Genomic DNA, 21118 nt, shown 5'->3' on the forward strand with positions numbered 1-21118 from the left:
CAAAATTATTAACGAGTAAATTAACCCCTGTCGCAAAAACAATAACAAATAGGAAAACGTTATAAGGATAGTAGCGCGGCACGACTGAATAGCACATAGAGTGTGCTACCAAAGGAAATATCAAAAAAGTGTTAGGAAGACCGAAAATAATAAAATACTCATGGAAGTTTAATAATAAAAACAAAATGGAATGCTACACGGAAGATAAATAATAAAAATACGGATAGAAAATAATAATAAAAACAATAAAGACTAAAAAGTCGAAGGGAGAAGTGTCCATATAATGGCGCTCAGATTAGTAGGCGGTAGAGATGTTTTCTCTACCGCCTTTTTATTTGTCCTGTTACAATACCCCCCGTTTAAAAAAAGCACCTTAACTGTGCTTTGGCGCGCAAAACGCCCAAACTGAATTCTCCTGGCTAGGCCAGCACCGCGATGCCCATTGAGTTGCGCCTCGCTCAAAACCTCTTAAGTGAGACGATCAAGATATGAGTAGAAAGAAAAAGTCACGTAAAATTCCATCAAATGGTCCCGTTCGTTTAAGTCAAGATAAGCTTAAAGAAATGCGCGCATTGAAAGAGCAACGTGTTAAAAAAACTAAGGGCGCTAAGCCTGGTTCACGTAATGCACCGGATGCATTGAGTAATGACACTCAAAAAGCAGGTTCGGCTGCTAAAGATAAACGCGTTGGTAGTAAAAAAGCAGTGCCATTGGTTGCACCTGCTGCTGAACCAAAAATCGAAATGAAACGTAACCTTAAACCTGTAGCAGAGCTTAAAAAGGCTGTTGAACCAGAATTAACGCCTGAACAAGAGTTAGAAGCCCTTGAAAATGATGAGCGCTTACTTAAATTAGTTGAGCGTCATGAGCAAGGTGAAATGCTAACGGGTAAAGATGCAAAATACTTTAATAGCCGCATAGCGCGTCACCAAGTGCTTTGTAAATTATTAGGCATTGAAGATGAAGAAGAGTTTGAAGATGACTTCAGCGATGAAGACAGTAATTCAGACTTTGATCAATACCTATCAAACGATCTAGCGAATGAATGGCTAGATGACGACGAAGATAAGTAATAAGGACACGCAATGAGTACAGCAGTGATCTTAGCCTTAGTTGTAGGTGCTGCTATTATAGCGGGCTTGGCATTTTATGCGGGTCAGTTGCTCTATAAGCTAAATGTGCAAAAAAAGCTAATTAGCAAAAAACAGACAGAGCAACAGCAAAAGCTAAAACAGTCGCGTTTAAAGCGTAATGCGAAGTTAGCCGATAGTATTCATTTAATTGCACGTGCTATGAATGAAAAGCAATGTGATTACTCTGAGGGGTGCTTACGTATTTGGGTGCTTATGTCGCAATATAGTTTTGATACTGAGCGCGACCTAACGAGTGCATACCCGGGTATTTATAAAATGTACGACGTGGTAAAAGAAATGCCAACCCATGATTCGCGCAAAAAGTACGCTAAAAAAGAAATTTTTAAGCAAGACACGGCGCGCTGGCGCGCAGAAGAATCACTGAGTGATGAAATTGAAGCTGACTGTAAAAAAATTATTGTTGAGTTTAAAGCAGCCCAAGGCAGCGAAAACGTGGTTTTTAACTAGCGCTTAGATTTTACGGCATATATAAAAAAAGCAGACCTTGGTCTGCTTTTTTTTATGCGTGCTAGTTTTAAATTAACCTGAACTCTGGTTAAGAGATTTACTAACGTATTGAATCAAAAAATGATATTTATGTTTATTTTTCTCTAGCCAGAGATTTCCAGTGAAAACAAGGCGAAATTACGCGTCAATAGCTAGCCTATTGCAAGTAAATTCAACGCAGTTAGCGCTGAAAATAGCTGCTTGAGATAGATTTATTATCCAGAGTTCAGGTTAAATTATATAACGCGTGAGAAGCGAGTGGCATTTATCTGTTTTTGTAAATGCGCATCAAAGCACATACAAATAATACGAATAAATAAATTCCCTTTTGGTGTTACGCTAATTAGGTTGTTTTCTATTGTTACCATTTCATCGGCAATTAATGGTGCGAGTGCCTCTAAAGCATCTTGAAAGTAGTCATTAAAGCTGATTTTATGTCTGTTAGCGAATACGCTCATATCAAGCTCAAACTGGCAAATAAGCTGCTTAATCGCATCGGCGCGAATAAGATCATCTTGGGTTAAATGCATGCCTTTATTAATGGCACTGCCTGCTTGCTCATCAACTGCTTGATAATAATGTTTTAACTCTTTTTTATTTTGTAATATCGCTGTGCCTATTTGTGAAATAGACGAGACACCTAAGCCCAATAAGTCGCACTCGCCATGAGTGGTGTAGCCTTGAAAATTACGATGCAGCTGATTCGTATTTTGTGCAATGGCTAGCTCATTATCAACTTTTGCAAAGTGATCCATACCTATAAATTGATAGCCCGCCTGCGTCATTTGCTCTAGGGTATTTTTAAACATGGTGAGCTTATTATGCGCACTGGGTAAATCGGCGTCTTTAATTTTACGTTGGGCGGCAAAACGTTCCGGTAAATGAGCGTAGTTAAATACTGAAACGCGGTCAGGGTTTAAGGCAATAAGTTGCTCAATCGTTTGCGTAAAGCTCTCAGGTGTTTGTAGTGGCAGGCCATAAATCATATCAGCATTAATTGATTTAAAGCCCAACTGTTTTGCTTGGGTAATTAATTGCTTTACCTCATCAACATGCTGAGGGCGATTAACAGCCAGCTGAACCTGATCATTAAAATCTTGAATACCAAATGACACACGATTAAACCCCAACTCGCTTAAATCAACCAGCATATTGTCAGCCAGTGAGCGAGGGTCGATTTCGATACCGCGCTCGCAGGTATCGCTAAAGTTAAAGTGTTGCTCTAGCAGCTTTACTAAGCGCGTCATTTGCGTTGCGGTTAAAAAAGTTGGTGTGCCCCCCCCCAAATGTAATTGCTCAACCCGATAATCTTGAAACAGCGGTGCTTGTGCTGCAATTTCTTTAGCTAAAAAGTCTAGGTAGGTATCGGCTTTAGATTGGTGGCGAGTAATGACTTTATTACAGCCACAGTAATAACAAAGCTGACTACAAAAAGGAATATGAATATATAAAGACAACGAACGGGTTTGCGATGATTCAATAGCGCTAATCAAATCTTGTTGCTGATAACCATCAGCTAACGAAAGCGCGGTCGGGTAAGACGTGTAACGCGGGCCCGATACATTGTATTTGTTTATTAAAGTTTGATCCCATTGAGGAAGTTTAATCATCACGCGCACCTTATCTTTTAAGTTGCTGCGTATTGTAAAAAAGCAAAGAGGAGGAGGTTTTGATCTACAACAAAAAAAGGTGCCGCAGCACCTTTTTAATATATAACGCGGCTGCGTTACATTATGGCGTCTTTTAAGTACTGAAATAACTCTTTGTAGCTTCTCGCTGGTTTTTCAGCTTTTACTTCTTTGGCAGCATTACGCACCATTTGGCGCATTTTTTGGCGCTCAAGAGCTGGATATTGTTCAATTGTTTCGTTGATTAAGTCATCGCCTTGTTCAATTAAATCACTGCGCAGTTGCTCAATTTTTTTGATCATAACCTCAGCTTGGTTATTTTTATTAAGCATGACATCAATGATCGCTTTAATTTCTTCAATATTTTCTACCGTACGAAGGGTTTTTGCGATGTAATTTAAATGTCGGCGGTAGGCATCACTTTTATTACTTATTTTATCAGCAACCACCATTGCTTCTTTTAAGTCATCATTGAGCGGCAGGCGTTCGCGCTGCTTTTTACCCATTTTGGCAATTTCAGATCCTAACTGATGAAACTCTTGCGCTTCGCGCTTAAGTTCACTTTTTGATACATATATAATTTCTTCTTCAATTTCAGCAGGCTTGCCTTTTTTCTTCGCCATGGGGTGCTCTTAAATAAAAATAACTTCATCTATTATACGCGATTCTTTTAGTGATTAATATTAGCTGATGTGGTGCAGTGAGTGTGTTAGCATTTAAATATAAAAAATGTGTGCAATATGGCCTTCAGGGCTCAGGACAGAATTTATGAAAAGCCAACACCAAGATCCAATTTATTCGCAAATCTCTCAAGTAAAAGACGCTGTATCAGAAGTACTTGAACATGCTAAAAAACTAGGTGCTACCGCTGCAGAAGCTGCTATGTCTAGCACTTCGGGGCTGTCGGTAAGTACGCGCATGGGGGAGGTAGAAACCATTGAGTTTAATCAAGACGGTGGTTTAGGTATTAGCGTGTATGTTGGCAATAACAAAGGCTCGGCATCAACGGCTGATTTAAATCCTAAAACATTACGTGCTGTGGTCGAAAAAGCCATCGATATTGCTAAATTCACTTCAGACGATCCATGTAATGGCATTGCTGATAAAGAACTGCTTGAGTTTGCCCCTAAAGATTTAGACTTGTTTCATCCTTGGGATGTAAGCCCAGAGCAAGGGATTGATTTGTGTCATGCCGCAGAGCAAGCCGCATTAAACGCCGATGAGCGAATAGTGAATTCAGATGGCGCTAGCTTTTCATCGCATCAAGGTTTGCGAGTATATGGTAACAGCCATGGTTTAATTGCAGGCTTTCCACGTACTCGCCACAGCATAAGCACTATGGTGATAGGTAAAGAGGGCGAGCATATGCAGCGCGACTCAGCCTACACGATTTCTCGCGATCAAGCGGGGTTAAAAGATGCTGCAAGTGTTGGACTTGAAGCTGCAGCAGAAACCCTAGCAAAACTAAACAGCCAAAAACTAGGCACCATGAAAGTGCCGGTTATTTTTAGAGCCGATATTGCTAATTCATTGTTTGGCCATTTGGTATCAGCAATTGGTGGTGGCGCACTGTATCGTAAATCCAGCTTTTTATTGGATAGCTTAGGCACGCAGGTATTTAGCAAAACCGTTAATATTTCAGAGCGTCCGCACTTACTTAAAGGCTTAGCATCATCGCCATTTGATAGCGAAGGGGTTAAAACTCTCGACAGAGAAATAATTCACGGTGGCGAGTTACAAACGTATTTATTAGCAAGCTATGCTGCACGTAAAATGAATATGACCCCAACAGGGCACGCTGGCGGTATTCATAATTGGTTAGTAGAACAGACGCATCAAGATTTAACTGCATTATTAAAAACCATGGGTACGGGCTTATTAGTTACAGAATTGATGGGGCAGGGCGTGAATACCGTAACCGGTGACTACTCTCGCGGTGCGGCTGGTTTTTGGGTTGAAAATGGGGAAATACAATACCCAGTAAGCGAAATTACGATTGCTGGTAATTTAAAAGATATGTTCAAAGGTATTTTCGCTATAGGTGGCGATATAGAGCGTCGCGGCGGGATTCAGACTGGTTCAGTACTGATTGAACAAATGCAAGTAGCAGGTGCTTAATACCCATCCGCAATAATATTTATTTCAGTGAATTGGTATAAACCCACTTTGCTTGCTTAAATTAAGTTTAATTTAAGCAAGCCTTCTTTTGATGTTTTTAAGGTGTGATATGGCTAAAGATAGATATGCGCCAAAACCGTTAACCGATATTATGGCTGGGCTGAACAACCGCTTAGCAGCCTATGCGGGAAAAAGCCAAGCACTGGATACACAGCAACAATTGTTGCGCGATTTCTTAGGCCCTAAGTTAGGTGAAAAGTGCCGAGTAAGTAATTACCGTGACGGCACCTTAATGATAGAAGCCGTTTCTGCACCTATTGCCCTTAGGCTTAATTATTTAAAAATGGACATGCAATCGCATTTTAGAGCCGCGGGTATGGCCGAGCTTGGGCAAATAAAAATTACTGCCAATCCACAGGCAACTCAACGGTTAAGCACTCGACCTAAAGTGGCTGATGGCAAACCAACGAACTCCCTTAAAATGAGTGAACAAACGGCTGATTATTTAAATGCGATCGCCGATTCTGCTCCACCGTCATTAAAAGAAAAGCTTCAACGCTTAGCTTTACATGGTAAAAATAAACCTTAATTAAATAACATTTAACACCTTGCTCGGTTTGTTTTGCTGGCTTTAAAATACTTTGTTACATATTCGATTTTATTGTTATTTAAATCAGGTTTATCATGCCTAGTTAGTACTTCCTAAATTAGGTTGTAGCTGATGCGTATTTCATTAAGCAGATAATAGACTGCATCCTATTGTTGTTTTTTTGAGTTATCAAATCTTAATGAAATGCGTATTTATTCTAATTAATATACGGAATTCTTATGAAAAAAATAACAATGACTGCCGCCAGTATTGCATTGGCGTTAGGTTTGGTTGGTTGCGGCGAAAAGCCACAAGAAATGCAAGCAGAAGCAACAACAGTAACCGCACCGGTAGCAACCCCTGGTGCCTTAGGTGTTGATTTACAAAATATCGATAAAAGTGTTCGTGCACAGGATGATTTTTACTACCACGTAAACGGTAAATGGTTAGAAAAAACTGAAATCCCTGGCGATAAGTCAAACTATGGGTCGTTCTCACAGTTATATGATGAATCGCAAAAAGCAATGAAAACAGTTCTAGAAAATGCCAGTACCAATAGCAGCGCAAAGCCAGGTTCAGATGAATATAAGATCGGCGCATTTTATACTAGCTACATGGCAGAAAATGCTCGTGAAGAGTTAGGGATGTTACCACTTGAGCCAGCTATTAAAAGCATTGATACAGTAAAAGATAAAGCCGCGTTGGTCACACTGATGGCACAGCTACAAGTTAAAGGCGGAGATCTTCCTTTTGGCTGGTATGTTAATAATGACGCTAAAAACTCAAGTGAAAATGCGCTTTATGCCTATCAAGCGGGACTTGGTTTACCTGACCGTGATTATTATTTAAAAGATGATGAAAAATTCACAAAAATTCGCGCGGCATATCAAACCTATATTACCGATATTTTAGCTAAAGCTGGCGTTAATAATGCCGCTGATGCAGCCAAAGCGATACTTGCCCTTGAAACGACACTTGCTGATGCACAGTGGAGTCGGGTACAAAGTCGTGATGCAACAAAATCATATAATAAAATGTCAGTAGCTGAAGCTAACACGTTAATGGGAGATTTTGATTTAAGTGCTTACTTTGAAGCCGTTGGTGTTGATGCCCAAGAGTTGATTGTGCGCCAACCAAGTTACTTTGAAAAATTTGCAGACATTTTCAAAAATACAGACTTATCGGTTTGGCAAAACTACTTAAAATTCCATTTCGTTAGTAATTACGCGCAGTTGCTAAATAAAGACTTAGTGGATTTGAAATTTAATTTTTACAGCACCACATTGCGTGGTGTTGAAGAGCAAGCGCCACTTTGGAAGCAAGCGGTTGATGCATCAAACAGTGTACTGGGTGAAATTTTAGGTAAAGTCTACGTTAAAGAAAACTTCCCGCCAGAAGCGAAAGCGCGCATGGAAGAATTAGTTGATAACGTGATTAAAGGCTATTCAGTGGCAATTGAAAACCTTGAGTGGATGAGCCCTGAAACAAAAGTTGCGGCGCAAGAAAAGCTGGATAAGTTTACGCCTAAAATTGGTTACCCAGATAAATGGAAAGATTATTCAGATTTAGTAATTAATCCTGATGAACTAGTAGGTAACTATATTCGCTACAGTGAGTGGGCTTATGCAGATATGATTGCTAAATTAGGTAAGCCAGTTGATCGCTCTGAGTGGCATATGACGCCACAAACAGTGAATGCTTACTATAACCCAGTGAATAACGAAATAGTATTCCCTGCGGCGATTCTGCAGCCTCCTTTCTTTAATTTAGAAGCAGATGATGCGGTTAACTATGGTGCTATTGGTGCGGTTATTGGCCATGAGTTAGGCCATGGCTTTGATGACCAAGGTGCAAAATACGACGGTGATGGCAATTTACGTAATTGGTGGAGCGAGTCAGACCTTAAGCAGTTTGAAGAGCGAAGTGCTGCCTTAGTTGCGCAGTATAATCAATATAAACCGTTTGAAGATGCCAGCGTTAATGGTGAGCTGACACTGGGTGAAAACATTGGTGATTTAGGCGGCTTAACCGTCGCTTATAAAGCGTATCAATTATCGCTGGGTGATTCTAAAGCGCCCATTATTGAAGGCTATACGGGCGACCAACGCTTCTTTATGGGCTGGTCGCAAATTTGGCGTCGTAAATACCGTGATGAAGCATTGCGCAATCGTTTAATGACCGATTCACATTCACCGAGTCATTATCGCGTGATTGGTATTTTGTCGAACATGCCGGAATTTTACCAAGCGTTTGATGTTAAAGAGGGCGATAAAATGTATATCAAGCCTGAAGATCGCGTAAAAATTTGGTAATTTAAGCTGAAATTAGCTTAAGCGGTTAGCCCCACTAATCGCAAAATAAAAAGCCAGTGAGCATGATGCCCACTGGCTTTTTAGTTACTTTTATACCTGATGATAAAACTAGCTATATTTCGTTTTTATGGCGCTGATAATCTCGACATTGGCTGCAGGAAAATCATAGTTATCAAGTTCGTCTATACCTACCCATTCGCTTGGTTGCCCTTCTGCGCCATGAGCTTGACCATTAAAGTTACTGACCACGTGTACATTAAGTCGTACGCATTTATCGCCATAGTCGTGCTCTATAGTGACAAGTTCGCTTGAGCTATGAATAGTCAGTCCTACTTCTTCAAATAATTCACGCTTCAGTGCTTGAAAAACACTTTCTCCGGCTTCAACTTTTCCGCCTGGAAATTCCCATAAGCCACCTTGGTGCTGTTCATCTGCACGTTTACAAATAAACACATTGTTATTTTTTTTAATTACACCCACAGCAACATTGATGATTACTTTAGTCATTACCTCTCCCTTAAATAGCATAAAAAAAGCGACGCAAGCGTCGCTTTTTATCTAACGTAACAAAGTGGTGTTATTTTAATTTACCACAACATTGTTTGTATTTTTGACCTGAACCACATGGACATGGATCGTTACGACCCACTTTTGGCTCGCTACGCGCCATAACCTGAGCGCTTTGTGGTGCTTCACCACCTACATGCTCTGCTTCTTCATGTTGATATTCGCGAGGGGCATTTTCACTTTTACGGTGTTGCTCTTCTACTTTTTCAACATCTTCTTCGGCGCGAACTTGCACTTTACTTAAAATACCGACGACATCGACTTTTAAGTTTTCTAGCATTTCAGAGAACAATTCAAACGACTCACGTTTGTACTCTTGCTTAGGATTCTTTTGTGCATAACCACGTAAGTGAATACCTTGGCGTAAGTGATCCATTGCAGCAAGATGGTCTTTCCAATGTTGGTCAAGACTTTGAAGCATAATGGCTTTTTCAAACTGGCGCAGTACAGAATCGCCGACCATTTCTTCTTTTTGCTTGTAAGCTTGTTCAACCGCTTCTTCAATACGCTCACGCAGTTTTTCTTCGTACAGTTTATTGTCATCAGCTAACCACTGCGAAAGTGGTAACTCAATCAAGAAGTCTTGTTTTAAGCGTTCTTCAAGCCCTGGGATATCCCACATTTCAGCCAAGCTTTGTGGGGCAATGTATTGATCAATCACACCCGCGAGCACATCACCACGGATAGCGGTAATCGTTTCTGAAATATCACCTTCTTCAAGCAATTCGTTACGTTGAGAATAAACAACACGACGTTGATCGTTTGCTACATCATCGTACTCAAGTAGCTGTTTACGCACATCAAAGTTACGTGCTTCTACTTTACGCTGGGCGTTTTCGATTGCGCGGTTTACCCATGGATGTTCAATGGCTTCACCACGTTGCATACCTAGTTTACGCATCATGTTAGTCATGCGCTCACCGGCAAAAATACGCATTAACGCATCATCCATCGATAGGTAGAAACGGCTTGAACCGGCATCACCTTGACGGCCAGAACGACCACGTAACTGGTTATCAATACGACGTGATTCATGACGCTCAGTACCAATAATGTGTAAGCCGCCAGCATCAATTACCGCATCATGGCGAATTTTCCATGCTGCTTTTATTTCAGCAATTTGTTCGTCAGTTGGGTTCTCAAGTTTTTCAACTTCGCTGTTCCAATTACCACCAAGTACAATATCGGTACCACGACCGGCCATGTTGGTGGCAATGGTGACTGTGCCTGGTAAGCCCGCATCAGAAACAATGTCTGCTTCTTGTGCGTGGAATTTAGCATTAAGTACGTTGTGCTTAATTTTTTCTTTGCGTAAAAACTGCGATAAGTACTCAGAGCTTTCAATTGAGATAGTACCTACAAGTACCGGCTGACCACGTTCTTGACAGTCTTTAATGTCTGCTAAAATCGCTTCGTACTTTTCTTCTTGAGTTAAGTAAACTAAATCAGCGCGATCATCGCGGATCATTGGTTTATTGGTTGGCATAACCACAGTGTCTAAACCGTAGATAGACTGAAACTCAAACGCTTCTGTGTCGGCTGTGCCTGTCATACCTGCTAGCGTTTCGTACAAGCGGAAGTAATTTTGGAACGTAATAGAGGCTAATGTTTGGTTCTCGTTTTGAATTTTCACACCTTCTTTTGCCTCTACAGCTTGGTGTAAACCTTCTGACCAACGACGTCCTTCCATAGAGCGACCTGTGTGCTCATCAATAATGATGACTTCGTTTTCTTTAATAACGTAGTCAACATCTTTTTGATAAAGCTTGTGCGCACGAAGAGCTGCATAAACATGGCTAAGTAGGGTAATGCTCGCTGCTGAATATAGTGAGTCACCTTCTTCAATTAGGCCGCGCTCGGTAAGTAACTCTTCAACTTTTATTTGCCCACGCTCAGTAAGATGAACTTGCTTAGATTTTTCATCGATGGTGAAATCGCCATCACCTTCAATTCCTTCCTCGTCTTCTTTTTCTTGTAATTCAAGTAGAGGAACGATGGTATTTATTTCAGTGTATAGCTCAGAGCTATCTTCAGCGGGACCAGAAATAATCAGTGGCGTACGTGCTTCATCAATAAGGATTGAATCCACTTCATCCACTACAGCATAAAATAATGGGCGTTGTACGCGCTCATCAATACTAAATGCCATGTTGTCACGCAGGTAATCAAAACCAAATTCGTTATTGGTACCGTAAGTGATGTCAGCTGCATAAGCTTGTTTTTTCTGTTGTGGCATCATGCCCGGAACATTACAGCCTACGGTTAACCCTAAAAATTCAAATAATGGGCGATTGGTTTCAGCATCACGTTTGGCCAAGTAGTCATTCACGGTAATGACATGAACACCTTTACCTGTTAGACCATTTAAATAAGCCGGCAGTGTCGCTGTGAGTGTTTTACCTTCACCGGTACGCATTTCTGCGATACGACCTTGGTGTAAAACCATACCACCTAATAACTGCACGTCGAAATGACGCATACCGTTTACACGTTTTGATGCTTCACGTACCACTGCAAATGCTTCTGGTAGAATATCGCCTAAGCTTTGTCCGTTATCGTAACGCTCTCTAAACTCGGCTGTTTTAGCTTTTAAATCTTCATCTGAAAGCGCTTCTAGCTGCGTTTCAAGTGCATTGATCAGTGCGACCGTCTTTCTTAGGTTTTTAATAGTGCGGTCATTGCGACTACCAAAAATCTTGGTAAATAAATTAGATATCATGATAAAACCGTTACAATGTGTTTTTTTGCTAGCCGTACATCGGCTAACCCATTTTTTACAATTGATAATTAATGTATTCTTTAAATTAACCTTTAGGACACATTAATTAGCAATTTTGTATTAAGCTGCTTAAAAAGCACTGTTTATTACCTGCGCTACTATACCAGACTCTGCTAAACATCAAACTACCTCAATAAAAAGATCTTCATTTAAAACAGAAAAATGAGATCTCGCTCATAAAAATAGCGTTATGTAACGAAACTTGATTAAAACTGCAGATAAACAGACCCTTAAGATATGGTGCTGAATAAATTAAAAACAAGAGCAAAGCGCTTAAATTTCACCCTTAAACGCCTTGTTAGCAGCCATCGTTTTTTAAAGCTTAAATTGAGCAATCGTTTTATATATTACTCTCGATAAGTCACTTAAGTCATACGCTTTATCTGCAGGTATGTAATGAATGGTTGCGGTATCATTAAAGAGATTACTAATCGAAAAAAAGCGTGTGTTAATATCTTCTGCAACCAGCGTTTGCTAAAATTATTTTTAGTCGCATAAAGTTAATTATATTTTTTATCGCTATAAAACGCGTTGATTGAGTTTTAATAAGGGTAAATAAAGTGCAAACCAACAAAGATAATTTAGTCGTTCTTGGCGCTGGCTGGCTTGGCCAAGCCTTATGTATTGATGCACAAAAACAAGGTTGGCAAGTGCAGGGGACTCATCGTAGTGACACTCATCAATTTGATTTTGAACGTCAGTTTGTTTTACAAAACGGTGAGTTGCAGCACCAAGTTGATTTACAAAATGCGTATTGGGTCTGTGCAATCCCGCCTCGCAGTCGAGATAGCGAAAGTGATTATCCGCAAGTGCTTGAGCAGGCGTTAAAGCTGGCAACTGAGCTTAATTGCAAAGGCTTTTTATTGTGCTCATCGACTGGGGTATATGATCAAGAACCTGGCGTTTATAGTGAAAGCAGCGATATATCAGGCACTAACGAGCGACAAATAAAGCTGTATGACGCTGAAGAGCAAGTGCTTGAACAGCAAGGTAAAGTGCTTCGCTTAGCCGGATTGTTGGGACCAAATAGAGAGCCTGGTCGTTTTGTGGCGGGTAAAGAACTCAATACCTCTAGTCAGCAAGTAGTGAATATGGTGCATCAACAAGATGTGATCAATGCTATTTATGCGGTCCTTAATAACTGGTCGCAAGGACAGAGCATTTATAACGTGGTGAACCCAGCGCACCCGACCAAAGCAGATTATTATGCGCAAAAGTGTGAGCTGTATGGCACACAAATGCCGAGCTTTAGTAGTAATGAGGTCGCTGAGCGCAAAGTTATTGGCTCAGCGATAGAAGCACTGGGTTGTAGTTATCAGTATGGTATTTAATAAGAAGGTAAGGGGGAGTGGCTTATGAAGTCACACAACTTACCTTCACTTAGTAGCGTGTTGGCCGCTTCAATATCGGGAGCAAAATACCGGTCTTTGTCGTAATAGCTAACATGTTGGCGTAGCAGTGCTTTGGCACTTTCTACTTTATCACACGCGCGTAGTGGTGCTCTAAACTCAAGCCCTTGGGCAGCACTGAGCCATTCTATGGCCAGTACGCCTTGCGTATTATTAGCCATATCAACTAGTCGTCGTGCTGCAAACGTTGCCATAGAAACATGGTCTTCCTGATTTGCTGAAGTCGGTAAGCTATCTACCGAAGCAGGGTGTGCTAAGGATTTGTTTTCAGAGGCCAGTGCAGCTGCGGTGACTTGAGCAATCATAAATCCTGAATTTACCCCACCGTTTTTTACTAAAAATGGCGGTAATTTAGATAAATTAGAGTCAATCAATAGAGCAATACGTCGCTCAGCTAAGGCGCCAATTTCAGCAATAGCAATCGCCAGGTTATCAGCGGCCATAGCAACGGGCTCAGCATGAAAGTTTCCGCCTGAAATAATATCCCCTACATCGGCAAATACGAGAGGGTTATCGGTTACTCCGTTTGATTCACACAGTAGTACTTCGGCGGCTTGACGTATTTGGGTTAAACATGCACCAAGAACTTGCGGCTGGCAGCGCAGGCAATATGGGTCTTGTACTTTTTCACAATTAATATGTGAGTCACTAATTTGTGAGTGGCTATCGAGTAATTCTCTAAATACGTGAGCCGTATCTATTTGCCCTTGCTGACCACGAATGTCATGAATACGCGCATCAAATGGCGCGCGACTGCCCATGGCCGCTTCTATACTGATAGAGCCAATAACACAGCTTTGTGCGTACAAGTCTTCGGCTCTAAATAAGCCTTGTAGTGCAAATGCAGTGGATGCTTGGGTGCCATTCAATAAGGCTAACCCTTCTTTTGCAGCTAATGTTAGTGGCTCAAGACCTGCAATTTTTAGCCCTTGTGTAGCGCTTATCAGCTCACCTTGATAACGCATTTTACCCTCACCTAATAAAGGCAAACACATATGCGCAAGCGGTGCTAAATCGCCCGATGCACCCACTGAGCCCTTTTTAGGCACGCAAGGGTAAACTTCACTTTTAAGCAGCTGCATAAAAAACTCAAGCACAGCTAAGCGAATACCAGAATAACCGCGCGATAAAGAGTTTATTTTTAGTGTGATCATCAATCTAACGGTGCTGTCATCCATTAACTCACCAATACCTGCGGCGTGTGAAAGCACAATACTGCGTTGTAATAGTTCGAGTTCATCGTCAGCGATTTTAGTATTGGCCAATAACCCAAAGCCAGTATTAATACCATATACAGTGCGATGTTCGTTTATCACGTTTTGGACTGTTTGAGCACTGGCAGCTATTTGCGCCTGTGCATCATTGGCCAGAGTTAAGTGTATGGCTGATTTGTTAATTTTTCTTAGCGTGTTTAAGTCAAGCTGACCCGGTTTGAGTGTATATGAAATCATGACTTGTCCTCATTAAGCATTGGTAGGTCTAGCTGCTGCTGTTGCGCACAGTTTTTTGCAATTTCATAACCCGCATCAGCATGGCGCATTACACCGGTGGCGGGATCGTTCCATAATACTCGAGCAAGACGCTGCTCTGCTTCATCAGTACCATCGGCAACAATCACTACGCCTGAGTGCTGGCTAAACCCCATGCCTACACCACCGCCATGGTGAAGTGATACCCAAGTAGCACCGCCTGCGGTATTAAGCAGGGCATTTAATAGTGGCCAATCGGAGACCGCGTCGGAGCCATCTTTCATACTTTCAGTTTCACGGTTAGGGCTGGCAACTGAGCCTGAGTCGAGATGATCCCGTCCAATAACTACCGGCGCTTTAAGCTCACCGCTTTTAACCATATCGTTAAAGGCAACAGCAAGGCGCGCTCTATCTTTTAAACCGACCCAACAAATACGTGCAGGCAAGCCTTGAAATTGAATTCGCTCACGCGCCATATCAAGCCAATTATGCAGGTGTTTATCATCTGGAATGAGCTCTTTTACTTTTGCATCGGTTTTATAAATATCTTCAGGATCGCCAGATAGCGCTACCCACCTAAATGGACCAATACCTTCACAAAATAATGGACGAATATACGCAGGCACAAACCCAGGGAAATCAAATGCATTACTCACGCCTTCTTCTAGGGCCATTTGACGAATATTATTGCCATAGTCGGTTGTTGCTGCGCCCGCTTTTTGTAGTGCCAGCATCGCCTTTACTTGGACTGCCATTGACTGTTTAGCCGCTTTTACAACTGCTTGTGGGTTATCGATTCGCATTTTAGCTGCGTATTCCATACTCCAATCTTGTGGCAGGTAACCGTTAAGTGGATCATGAGCTGAGGTTTGATCGGTAACTATATCGGGAGTAATACCACTCTTTACCAAGGTACTAAACACATCGGCGGCGTTACCTAGTAACCCCACAGAAAGCGCTTCTCCTTTTATGCAAGCATCTGTTATTAATTTTAGTGCATGCTCAAGATCTGTGGCTTTTACATCGACATATCCTGTTTTTATCCGAAAATCGATACGGCTTTCATCACATTCCACCACCAAGGCACTAAAGCCTGCCATAGTAGCCGCTAATGGTTGTGCGCCCCCCATACCTCCAAGGCCACCCGTTAATACCCACTTACCTTTAGCATTACCAGCAAAATGCTGTTTTGCCATAGCCACAAACGTTTCGTAAGTGCCTTGCACTATGCCTTGAGAGCCAATGTAAATCCAAGACCCAGCGGTCATTTGGCCATACATCATCAAGCCTTTTTTATCTAACTCGTTAAAGTGCTCCCAGTTTGCCCAGTGCGGTACTAGGTTTGAATTGGCAATTAACACACGTGGTGCATTGCTATGAGTTTTAAATACACCCACCGGTTTGCCTGATTGCACTAATAGAGTTTCGTCATCTTCTAGGCGTTCAAGCGTTTCAATTATTTTGTCATAACTTGGCCAATCACGGGCAGCACGGCCAATCCCGCCATACACCACCAAAGCTTGAGGGTGCTCTGCAACATCAGGGTCTAAATTATTCATTAGCATGCGTTTAGCCGCTTCGGTTTGCCAGCTTTTGGTGGTTATTTGATTGCCATGTTGCGCGCGTATTGTGCGCTGTGTGTCCAGTCGATGATTCATTGTTCACTCCTGTTAAATAGTGTTATGCGTTATGCGCTTTATTATTATTTTTAAATGTTAATTGTCCGCCCAAGCGGTACTTACTGCCCGGCGATATAAGTCGTGCAAAGCTAACAATCCCGTTAACCGACCAAGTGCGGCGTATTACTTGTAAACAAGGCTCTTCGTTATATAGGTTAAGCCATTGACACATTTCACTGCTTGGTGTAATAGCCTCTACGGTATGCCTTGCTTGTGTTAATGGGGCAACTGTTGATAGGTATTCGTGTGGGGTGAGAGCGGTAAAATCTTGTTGTAAATAATCCTTGGCAAGTAACGGGTTTACAAAGCGTTCTTCAACTTGCAAGGGGCTGTCATTTTCGTTATGAATAATGACACTTCTATACACCACACTATCTACCTCAACACCTAAAGCAATAGCAATTGGCGCCACGGCATTGATTGATTCCAACACCTGTACTGTGCAGCTGTAGTTTCCGTTTCGCTCTTTGACTTCATGTGCAATGTTTTTTATTTCGAGTAATGATGACTGCGACTTAAAGCTTGCGACAAAAGTACCTAGCCCTTGGCTACGGGTTAAAATGCCTGTATCAGTTAGCTCACTTAACGCTCGACGTGCGGTCATTCTGCTTACCGCAAACTGCTTTGCCAGTTCATTTTCTGAGGGCACGCGTTGGTTTTCAAGCCAAAGCCCACTGCGTATTTTGTCCACAATAAACTGTTTTATTTGTGTAAATTTAGGTGTTGGCATAAACGCTTTTGGTGTATTAAAAATAAACAATACTTAATAAGATGGCATAATTACCTTGTATATACAAGATGTGTTGTTAAACTCGTTTGAACATTATCGCGGAGAAACTTATGCAAGCCACAGAATCTACAGAACAGTTAAATGATATCGATTTATTGCTCACAGATGCCAACATTGCGACCATGGATAGCAATATTGATGCGCCTTATGGGGCGATAGAAAATGCGGCGCTAGCTATTAAAAATGGCAAAATAGTGTGGCTAGGTAAACAAGCTGATTTACCTAATTTTGATGTGTTAGCCACCCCGATATTAAGTGTAAAAGGACAATGGTTAACCCCAGGCTTAATTGATTGCCATACACATTTAGTGTTTGCCGGTTCTCGTGCGCAAGAGTTTGAGCAGCGTTTGCAGGGCGTGAGCTATCAGCAAATAGCAGCGCAGGGAGGGGGAATAGCAAGTACAGTTAAAGCAACCCGAGAGGCTGACCACGAACAGTTATTTGTAGCAGCAAAAGAGCGTTTAAATGCATTGTTAGCTGAAGGGGTGACGACGGTTGAAATTAAGTCAGGGTATGGGCTTGATATAGACAATGAGAAAAAAATATTGGAGGTGGCTAGGCTGTTAAATCAACATCACCCCATTGAAGTGGTTAACACCTTTTTAGGGGCACATGCGCTACCTTTGGAGTTTAAAAACCGCAGTGATGATTACATAGATTTGGTATGTAATGAAATGCTAAGCACGCTTGTTGAACATGACCTAGTGGATGCCGTTGACGTTTTTTGTGAAGACATTGGCTTTAGCTACGCACAAACTCAACGCGTATTTGATGCAGCTAAAAAACAGGGTTTGGCAATCAAGTGTCATGCCGAGCAATTATCAAATCAACACGGTGCAGCGCTGGTAGCACAATACAATGGCCTGTCGGCTGATCATTTAGAATACCTTGATGAAGCAGGCGTTAAAGCTATGGCAAACGCAGGCACTGTGGCGGTATTACTGCCTGGGGCTTTTTATTTTTTAAAAGAAACGAAATACCCACCAATTGAACTGTTAAATAAATACAAGGTTCCCATCGCAATTGCCAGTGATTTTAATCCCGGCACATCACCATTATGTTCGTTGCAATTAATGATGAATATGGCCTGCACCTTATTTAATTTCACTCCAGAGCAGGCATTAACTGGCGTAACAGCACATGCGGCTCGTGCTTTAGGTTTTACTGATAGAGGGGTGTTAAAAGTTGGCGCTCGCGCAGATATCGCTCATTGGCAAATTGACCACCCTGCACAATTAAGTTATCAGTTTGGGGTAAATAAACTGTTAAATTTATGGATATTGGGTAAACTTAGTTAGTTTGTATAAAATTAACTCTTAAACCTATGTTTTATTTAATGTCAGTGAGTACGTCAGCTATGGATGGAACGTTATTGAGCTACAGCAATTTAGCTATTTTTTTAAGTGGTGCACTTTTAATGGCAATGGTTGCCACGCTATTAACCGTTAAAAGTAACGTAATGAGACTCAGCTTTTTATGTACTGGGCTCATTGGCTTAGCTATGGTCAGTAGCGCAATACCTTGGCTCGCTATTTTACTAGCGCTAGGTTTTGGTTTTAATTTATATCAAGCGAAGTTACAAAAGCAAAAAAAACCATTTCTTATCAGTGCCTGTGCAAGCGCATTATTTGCTTTATTGTTAATAGGGTATCTCTTTTTTACGCTGCATTTAGCGTGGTTGCTCATGGCTATTTTACTGCTCTCAGTCAGTGGTTTTTTAGCTGATAATGAGCCTAAAGCTACTACGCCTTTAAAGCCACAAACTGAGCCTGAGGTGTATGTTGAAAACTCACCCTTAGTCAGCTTCCCCGATAAACAACAGTTACGTCAAAAGTATAATGAGCTTATTGATGAAGGTTCATTCAGAGCCGCACTTATTGTATTAAGGCTAGAGGGGTTTGCGCAGGTAAATCAGCATATTGGACGAGATTTTGGTGACTTATTGTTGTCGCAGTCGGCAAATCGAATAAAAGACTTACTAGACAGTGATGAAGTGTTGTTCCTTGCTCCGCATGCTAAATTAGCGCATTTAGGCGGGTTAAATTTTGCGTTTATTTGTGATCTACAAAGCCATAATCATTTACATCAACAGCTTATCAAGCAAATTATTGGCGCTACATTAAAGCCCTTTAACGTGGCTAATTGCACTATTGAAGTAAAGGTAAGAGCCAGTTATGTTCATTGCGATCAACAAAGTACGAGCTTTGATGATTTAATTAGTTATGCGTATTTGGCACTTGATAGTCAGCCAAGCAAACAAATAGTGGCTTATCATCAACAAATGACGGTTGAGCATTTAGAGCAACAAGCGCGATTAACAGAGCTTGCGAATATCAGCTTTGCTGATGAGTTTGAGCTGTTTTTTCAACCCGTTATTCGCAACGGCGATGGTCAAATTGAATTTTTAGAATTGTTATTACGTTGGCAACACCCCACGCAAGGCACCTTATCGGCAAGCCGATTTATAAATGATATTAGAATTGCAGGGCTTGGTTATTCACTGGCTACCTTTGTTATAGAGCGTGCTGGCGAATTAGCCATGGCACTTCGTATGGAAGGGATGTCGGTACCTTTGAGTGTTAATTTATTTGGCCCAGAAATGCTCAATGAAGAGTTTGTTGATTTTGTTTACGGAGTAATTGGTGAGCATCAACTCAGGCCAGGCGATTTAATTATTGAATGTCCGCTTCATGTTTTTACCAGCCTAGATGATAAAGGCAGAGCCATGATCGCAAGGCTTAACAGTTTAGGTTTAAAAGTGTGTGTTGATGGTTTAGGTGATAACCCTGTATTACTTTCTAAGTTACCTAGTTTAGCGGTGGAATATATTAAAGTATCGCCTGCATTAACTGCAGACTTTAGTAATCAAAATAATATACGCAGCTTAGTAAGCGGTATGGTAGAAATGCATAATCAGCAACAAACAAAAGTGATTTTTGAAGGTGTTGAAACACTGGACCAACTTAAATTTGTGAAAAGTTTGAAAGCTTATGCCTCACAAGGCTACTACTTCGGACACCCTTTAAGTAGCTTGGGGTTAATGAGTTGGTTTAAACAGTGGTTACAGGCACAAGAAGACTAGGGAAGATTAGATTTTTTGCTTTGTTTGTAGGTAGATATTTACTAAGGCACTGATTACTTGACCACATTGTAATTTACCCGCAGCAAGAGAGTGAGGATGTTGCGAGGGTGCTGCTTCGCATAAATGTAAATAAGCACTGTGATAATTACTTGCAGCTAAATAAACATAATGCTCGCCATCGCTAACATCAAAACCGCAATAATTAAATGCGCTTGCAGGCATGTTGGTTAGGCTATCTAAATCAACTTCTATTCCCAACGGTGCGTTATCAAATGCGTTTAGTGCATTGTTAGTTGCCTCCGTTAAACTTATTTCTCGCCTAACATTAATCGCTTGATAGCTGGTGAAACTAAATTTTGCACTTTGCATTGCATTAAAAATTTGTTGATTATTTTTAAGCTCATGTAAGCCAATTACATGGTAACTGTTAAGGTGCTGCTCTTGATAGGCGTAGTGAAAACCATTGCCACTGTGTCTGCCTTCACACTCTCTAAAGTCGGCATGGGGGTCTAAATTAATGGCGTTAATTGCGCTGTTTTTATATTTTGCAAGCGAGCGAATAATACCTAAGCAGTTGTTATGTCCGCCACCAATAATGATGGGTTCAAGACCTGCTTTAAAAATCATGCTTAAAATTGCTTCAACCCGCACATCAATCTCAGCGCACAACTGACGTAATTGGTCTAAATCGAGAGGATTTTGGTTATCAAGCGGGTGTGCTTGTTCCATTAAGTCATCGAGGTTTACTTCGCCAAGGAGTAACACTTTTTGCATGGCAATAGCGTGATTGTGAGGTTGGTTTAAAAAGTGTTGTAAAAAAGCGGGCCAAGCATGTTGTGCTCCGCCTTTACCTAAATTGGCTCTAGGTCCAATGTCTTCGCAAACGCCCAGTAAAACAAAGCGCATACCAAACTGTGCAGCATCAGTAAGCGCTTGTTGTATATTAACGTTTGCGTCAAGTAATGCCATTGACTGCCACGCTTTTTGTTCACCTGCACGGTTAGAACAAATGCGCTTGAGCGTGCTTTCGTTATATACTTTAAGGTGTGCTGTCAC

16 protein-coding genes are annotated in these 21118 nt (G+C 41.3%); 8 read left to right on the forward strand and 8 right to left on the reverse strand.

Annotated features, from left to right (window positions below):
* Window positions 1–488 precede the first annotated feature (488 nt).
* Complete coding sequence (gene yihI / locus QL984_RS13975) at window positions 489–1073, forward strand: Der GTPase-activating protein YihI (RefSeq protein ID WP_013463879.1); 585 nt, start codon at window positions 489–491, stop codon at window positions 1071–1073.
* A 12-nt stretch (window positions 1074–1085) separates the two neighbouring features.
* Window positions 1086–1601: a DUF2489 domain-containing protein gene (locus QL984_RS13980; RefSeq protein WP_013463880.1), complete on the forward strand. Its 516-nt coding sequence runs from the start codon at window positions 1086–1088 to the stop codon at window positions 1599–1601.
* A gap of 275 nt (window positions 1602–1876) precedes the next feature.
* Here QL984_RS13980 and hemN read toward each other — a convergent pair whose 3' ends face one another.
* Window positions 1877–3250, reverse strand: coding sequence for an oxygen-independent coproporphyrinogen III oxidase (gene hemN / locus QL984_RS13985; RefSeq protein ID WP_033104312.1), 1374 nt, complete (start codon window positions 3248–3250; stop codon window positions 1877–1879).
* Window positions 3251–3366: 116 nt separating this feature from the next.
* Window positions 3367–3891: a ribosome biogenesis factor YjgA gene (yjgA, locus tag QL984_RS13990; protein WP_013463882.1), complete on the reverse strand. Its 525-nt coding sequence runs from the start codon at window positions 3889–3891 to the stop codon at window positions 3367–3369.
* A gap of 145 nt (window positions 3892–4036) precedes the next feature.
* On the opposite strand from yjgA, the gene pmbA reads away from it, so the two are divergent.
* The 3 genes from pmbA (at window position 4037) to QL984_RS14005 (ending at window position 8287) form a co-directional block, all read left to right on the forward strand.
* Complete coding sequence (pmbA, locus tag QL984_RS13995) at window positions 4037–5386, forward strand: metalloprotease PmbA (protein WP_036955745.1); 1350 nt, start codon at window positions 4037–4039, stop codon at window positions 5384–5386.
* Window positions 5387–5495: 109 nt separating this feature from the next.
* Entirely contained in the window at window positions 5496–5975 is a 480-nt protein-coding gene (locus tag QL984_RS14000; protein ID WP_036955747.1) for a DUF721 domain-containing protein, read from the forward strand.
* 239 nt (window positions 5976–6214) lie between these two features.
* Window positions 6215–8287: a M13-type metalloendopeptidase gene (locus QL984_RS14005; protein WP_016899313.1), complete on the forward strand. Its 2073-nt coding sequence runs from the start codon at window positions 6215–6217 to the stop codon at window positions 8285–8287.
* 108 nt (window positions 8288–8395) lie between these two features.
* Here the strand turns inward: QL984_RS14005 and mutT are convergent, their stop codons facing one another.
* Window positions 8396–8794 (reverse strand): 8-oxo-dGTP diphosphatase MutT, encoded by a 399-nt coding sequence (gene mutT / locus QL984_RS14010; protein WP_290172870.1) that lies wholly within the window; start codon window positions 8792–8794, stop codon window positions 8396–8398.
* A gap of 70 nt (window positions 8795–8864) precedes the next feature.
* Entirely contained in the window at window positions 8865–11573 is a 2709-nt protein-coding gene (secA, locus tag QL984_RS14015; RefSeq protein ID WP_016899311.1) for a preprotein translocase subunit SecA, read from the reverse strand.
* Between the two features lie 620 nt (window positions 11574–12193).
* On the opposite strand from secA, the gene QL984_RS14020 reads away from it, so the two are divergent.
* Window positions 12194–12964 carry an NADP-binding protein gene (locus tag QL984_RS14020; protein WP_036955751.1) on the forward strand — a complete coding sequence of 257 codons (771 nt, stop codon included), beginning with the start codon at window positions 12194–12196 and terminating at the stop codon, window positions 12962–12964.
* Here QL984_RS14020 and hutH read toward each other — a convergent pair.
* Genes hutH through hutC form a run of 3 tightly spaced genes read right to left on the reverse strand, consistent with a single transcriptional unit; the run spans window position 12961 to window position 16920 of the window.
* Complete coding sequence (hutH, locus tag QL984_RS14025) at window positions 12961–14493, reverse strand: histidine ammonia-lyase (RefSeq protein WP_013463891.1); 1533 nt, start codon at window positions 14491–14493, stop codon at window positions 12961–12963. The two genes, QL984_RS14020 and hutH, sit on opposite strands and share 4 nt — an antisense overlap.
* Entirely contained in the window at window positions 14490–16169 is a 1680-nt protein-coding gene (gene hutU, locus QL984_RS14030) for a urocanate hydratase (RefSeq protein ID WP_036955754.1), read from the reverse strand. Before hutU ends, hutH begins: the two co-directional genes overlap by 4 nt.
* A 22-nt stretch (window positions 16170–16191) precedes the next feature.
* Window positions 16192–16920 (reverse strand): histidine utilization repressor, encoded by a 729-nt coding sequence (gene hutC, locus QL984_RS14035; RefSeq protein WP_096038897.1) that lies wholly within the window; start codon window positions 16918–16920, stop codon window positions 16192–16194.
* A gap of 110 nt (window positions 16921–17030) precedes the next feature.
* Here hutC and hutI point away from each other — a divergent pair, with 110 nt between their 5' ends.
* Together hutI and QL984_RS14045 are read left to right on the forward strand one after the other, a co-directional pair.
* The gene (gene hutI, locus QL984_RS14040) at window positions 17031–18278 is read left to right on the forward strand and encodes an imidazolonepropionase (RefSeq protein WP_024602139.1); all 1248 of its coding nucleotides are present in this window, start codon (window positions 17031–17033) and stop codon (window positions 18276–18278) included.
* Between the two features lie 59 nt (window positions 18279–18337).
* A complete protein-coding gene (locus tag QL984_RS14045; protein ID WP_024602140.1) occupies window positions 18338–20062 on the forward strand; it encodes a GGDEF domain-containing phosphodiesterase in 1725 nt (574 codons plus the stop codon).
* 6 nt (window positions 20063–20068) lie between these two features.
* Here QL984_RS14045 and QL984_RS14050 read toward each other — a convergent pair whose 3' ends face one another.
* Window positions 20069–21118, reverse strand: coding sequence for a formimidoylglutamase (locus tag QL984_RS14050; RefSeq protein ID WP_024602141.1), 1050 nt, complete (start codon window positions 21116–21118; stop codon window positions 20069–20071).

Source organism: Pseudoalteromonas sp. APC 3495 (genome assembly GCF_030407645.1).
In the GTDB taxonomy this organism is placed as follows: Bacteria; Pseudomonadota; Gammaproteobacteria; order Enterobacterales; family Alteromonadaceae; genus Pseudoalteromonas; species Pseudoalteromonas tetraodonis.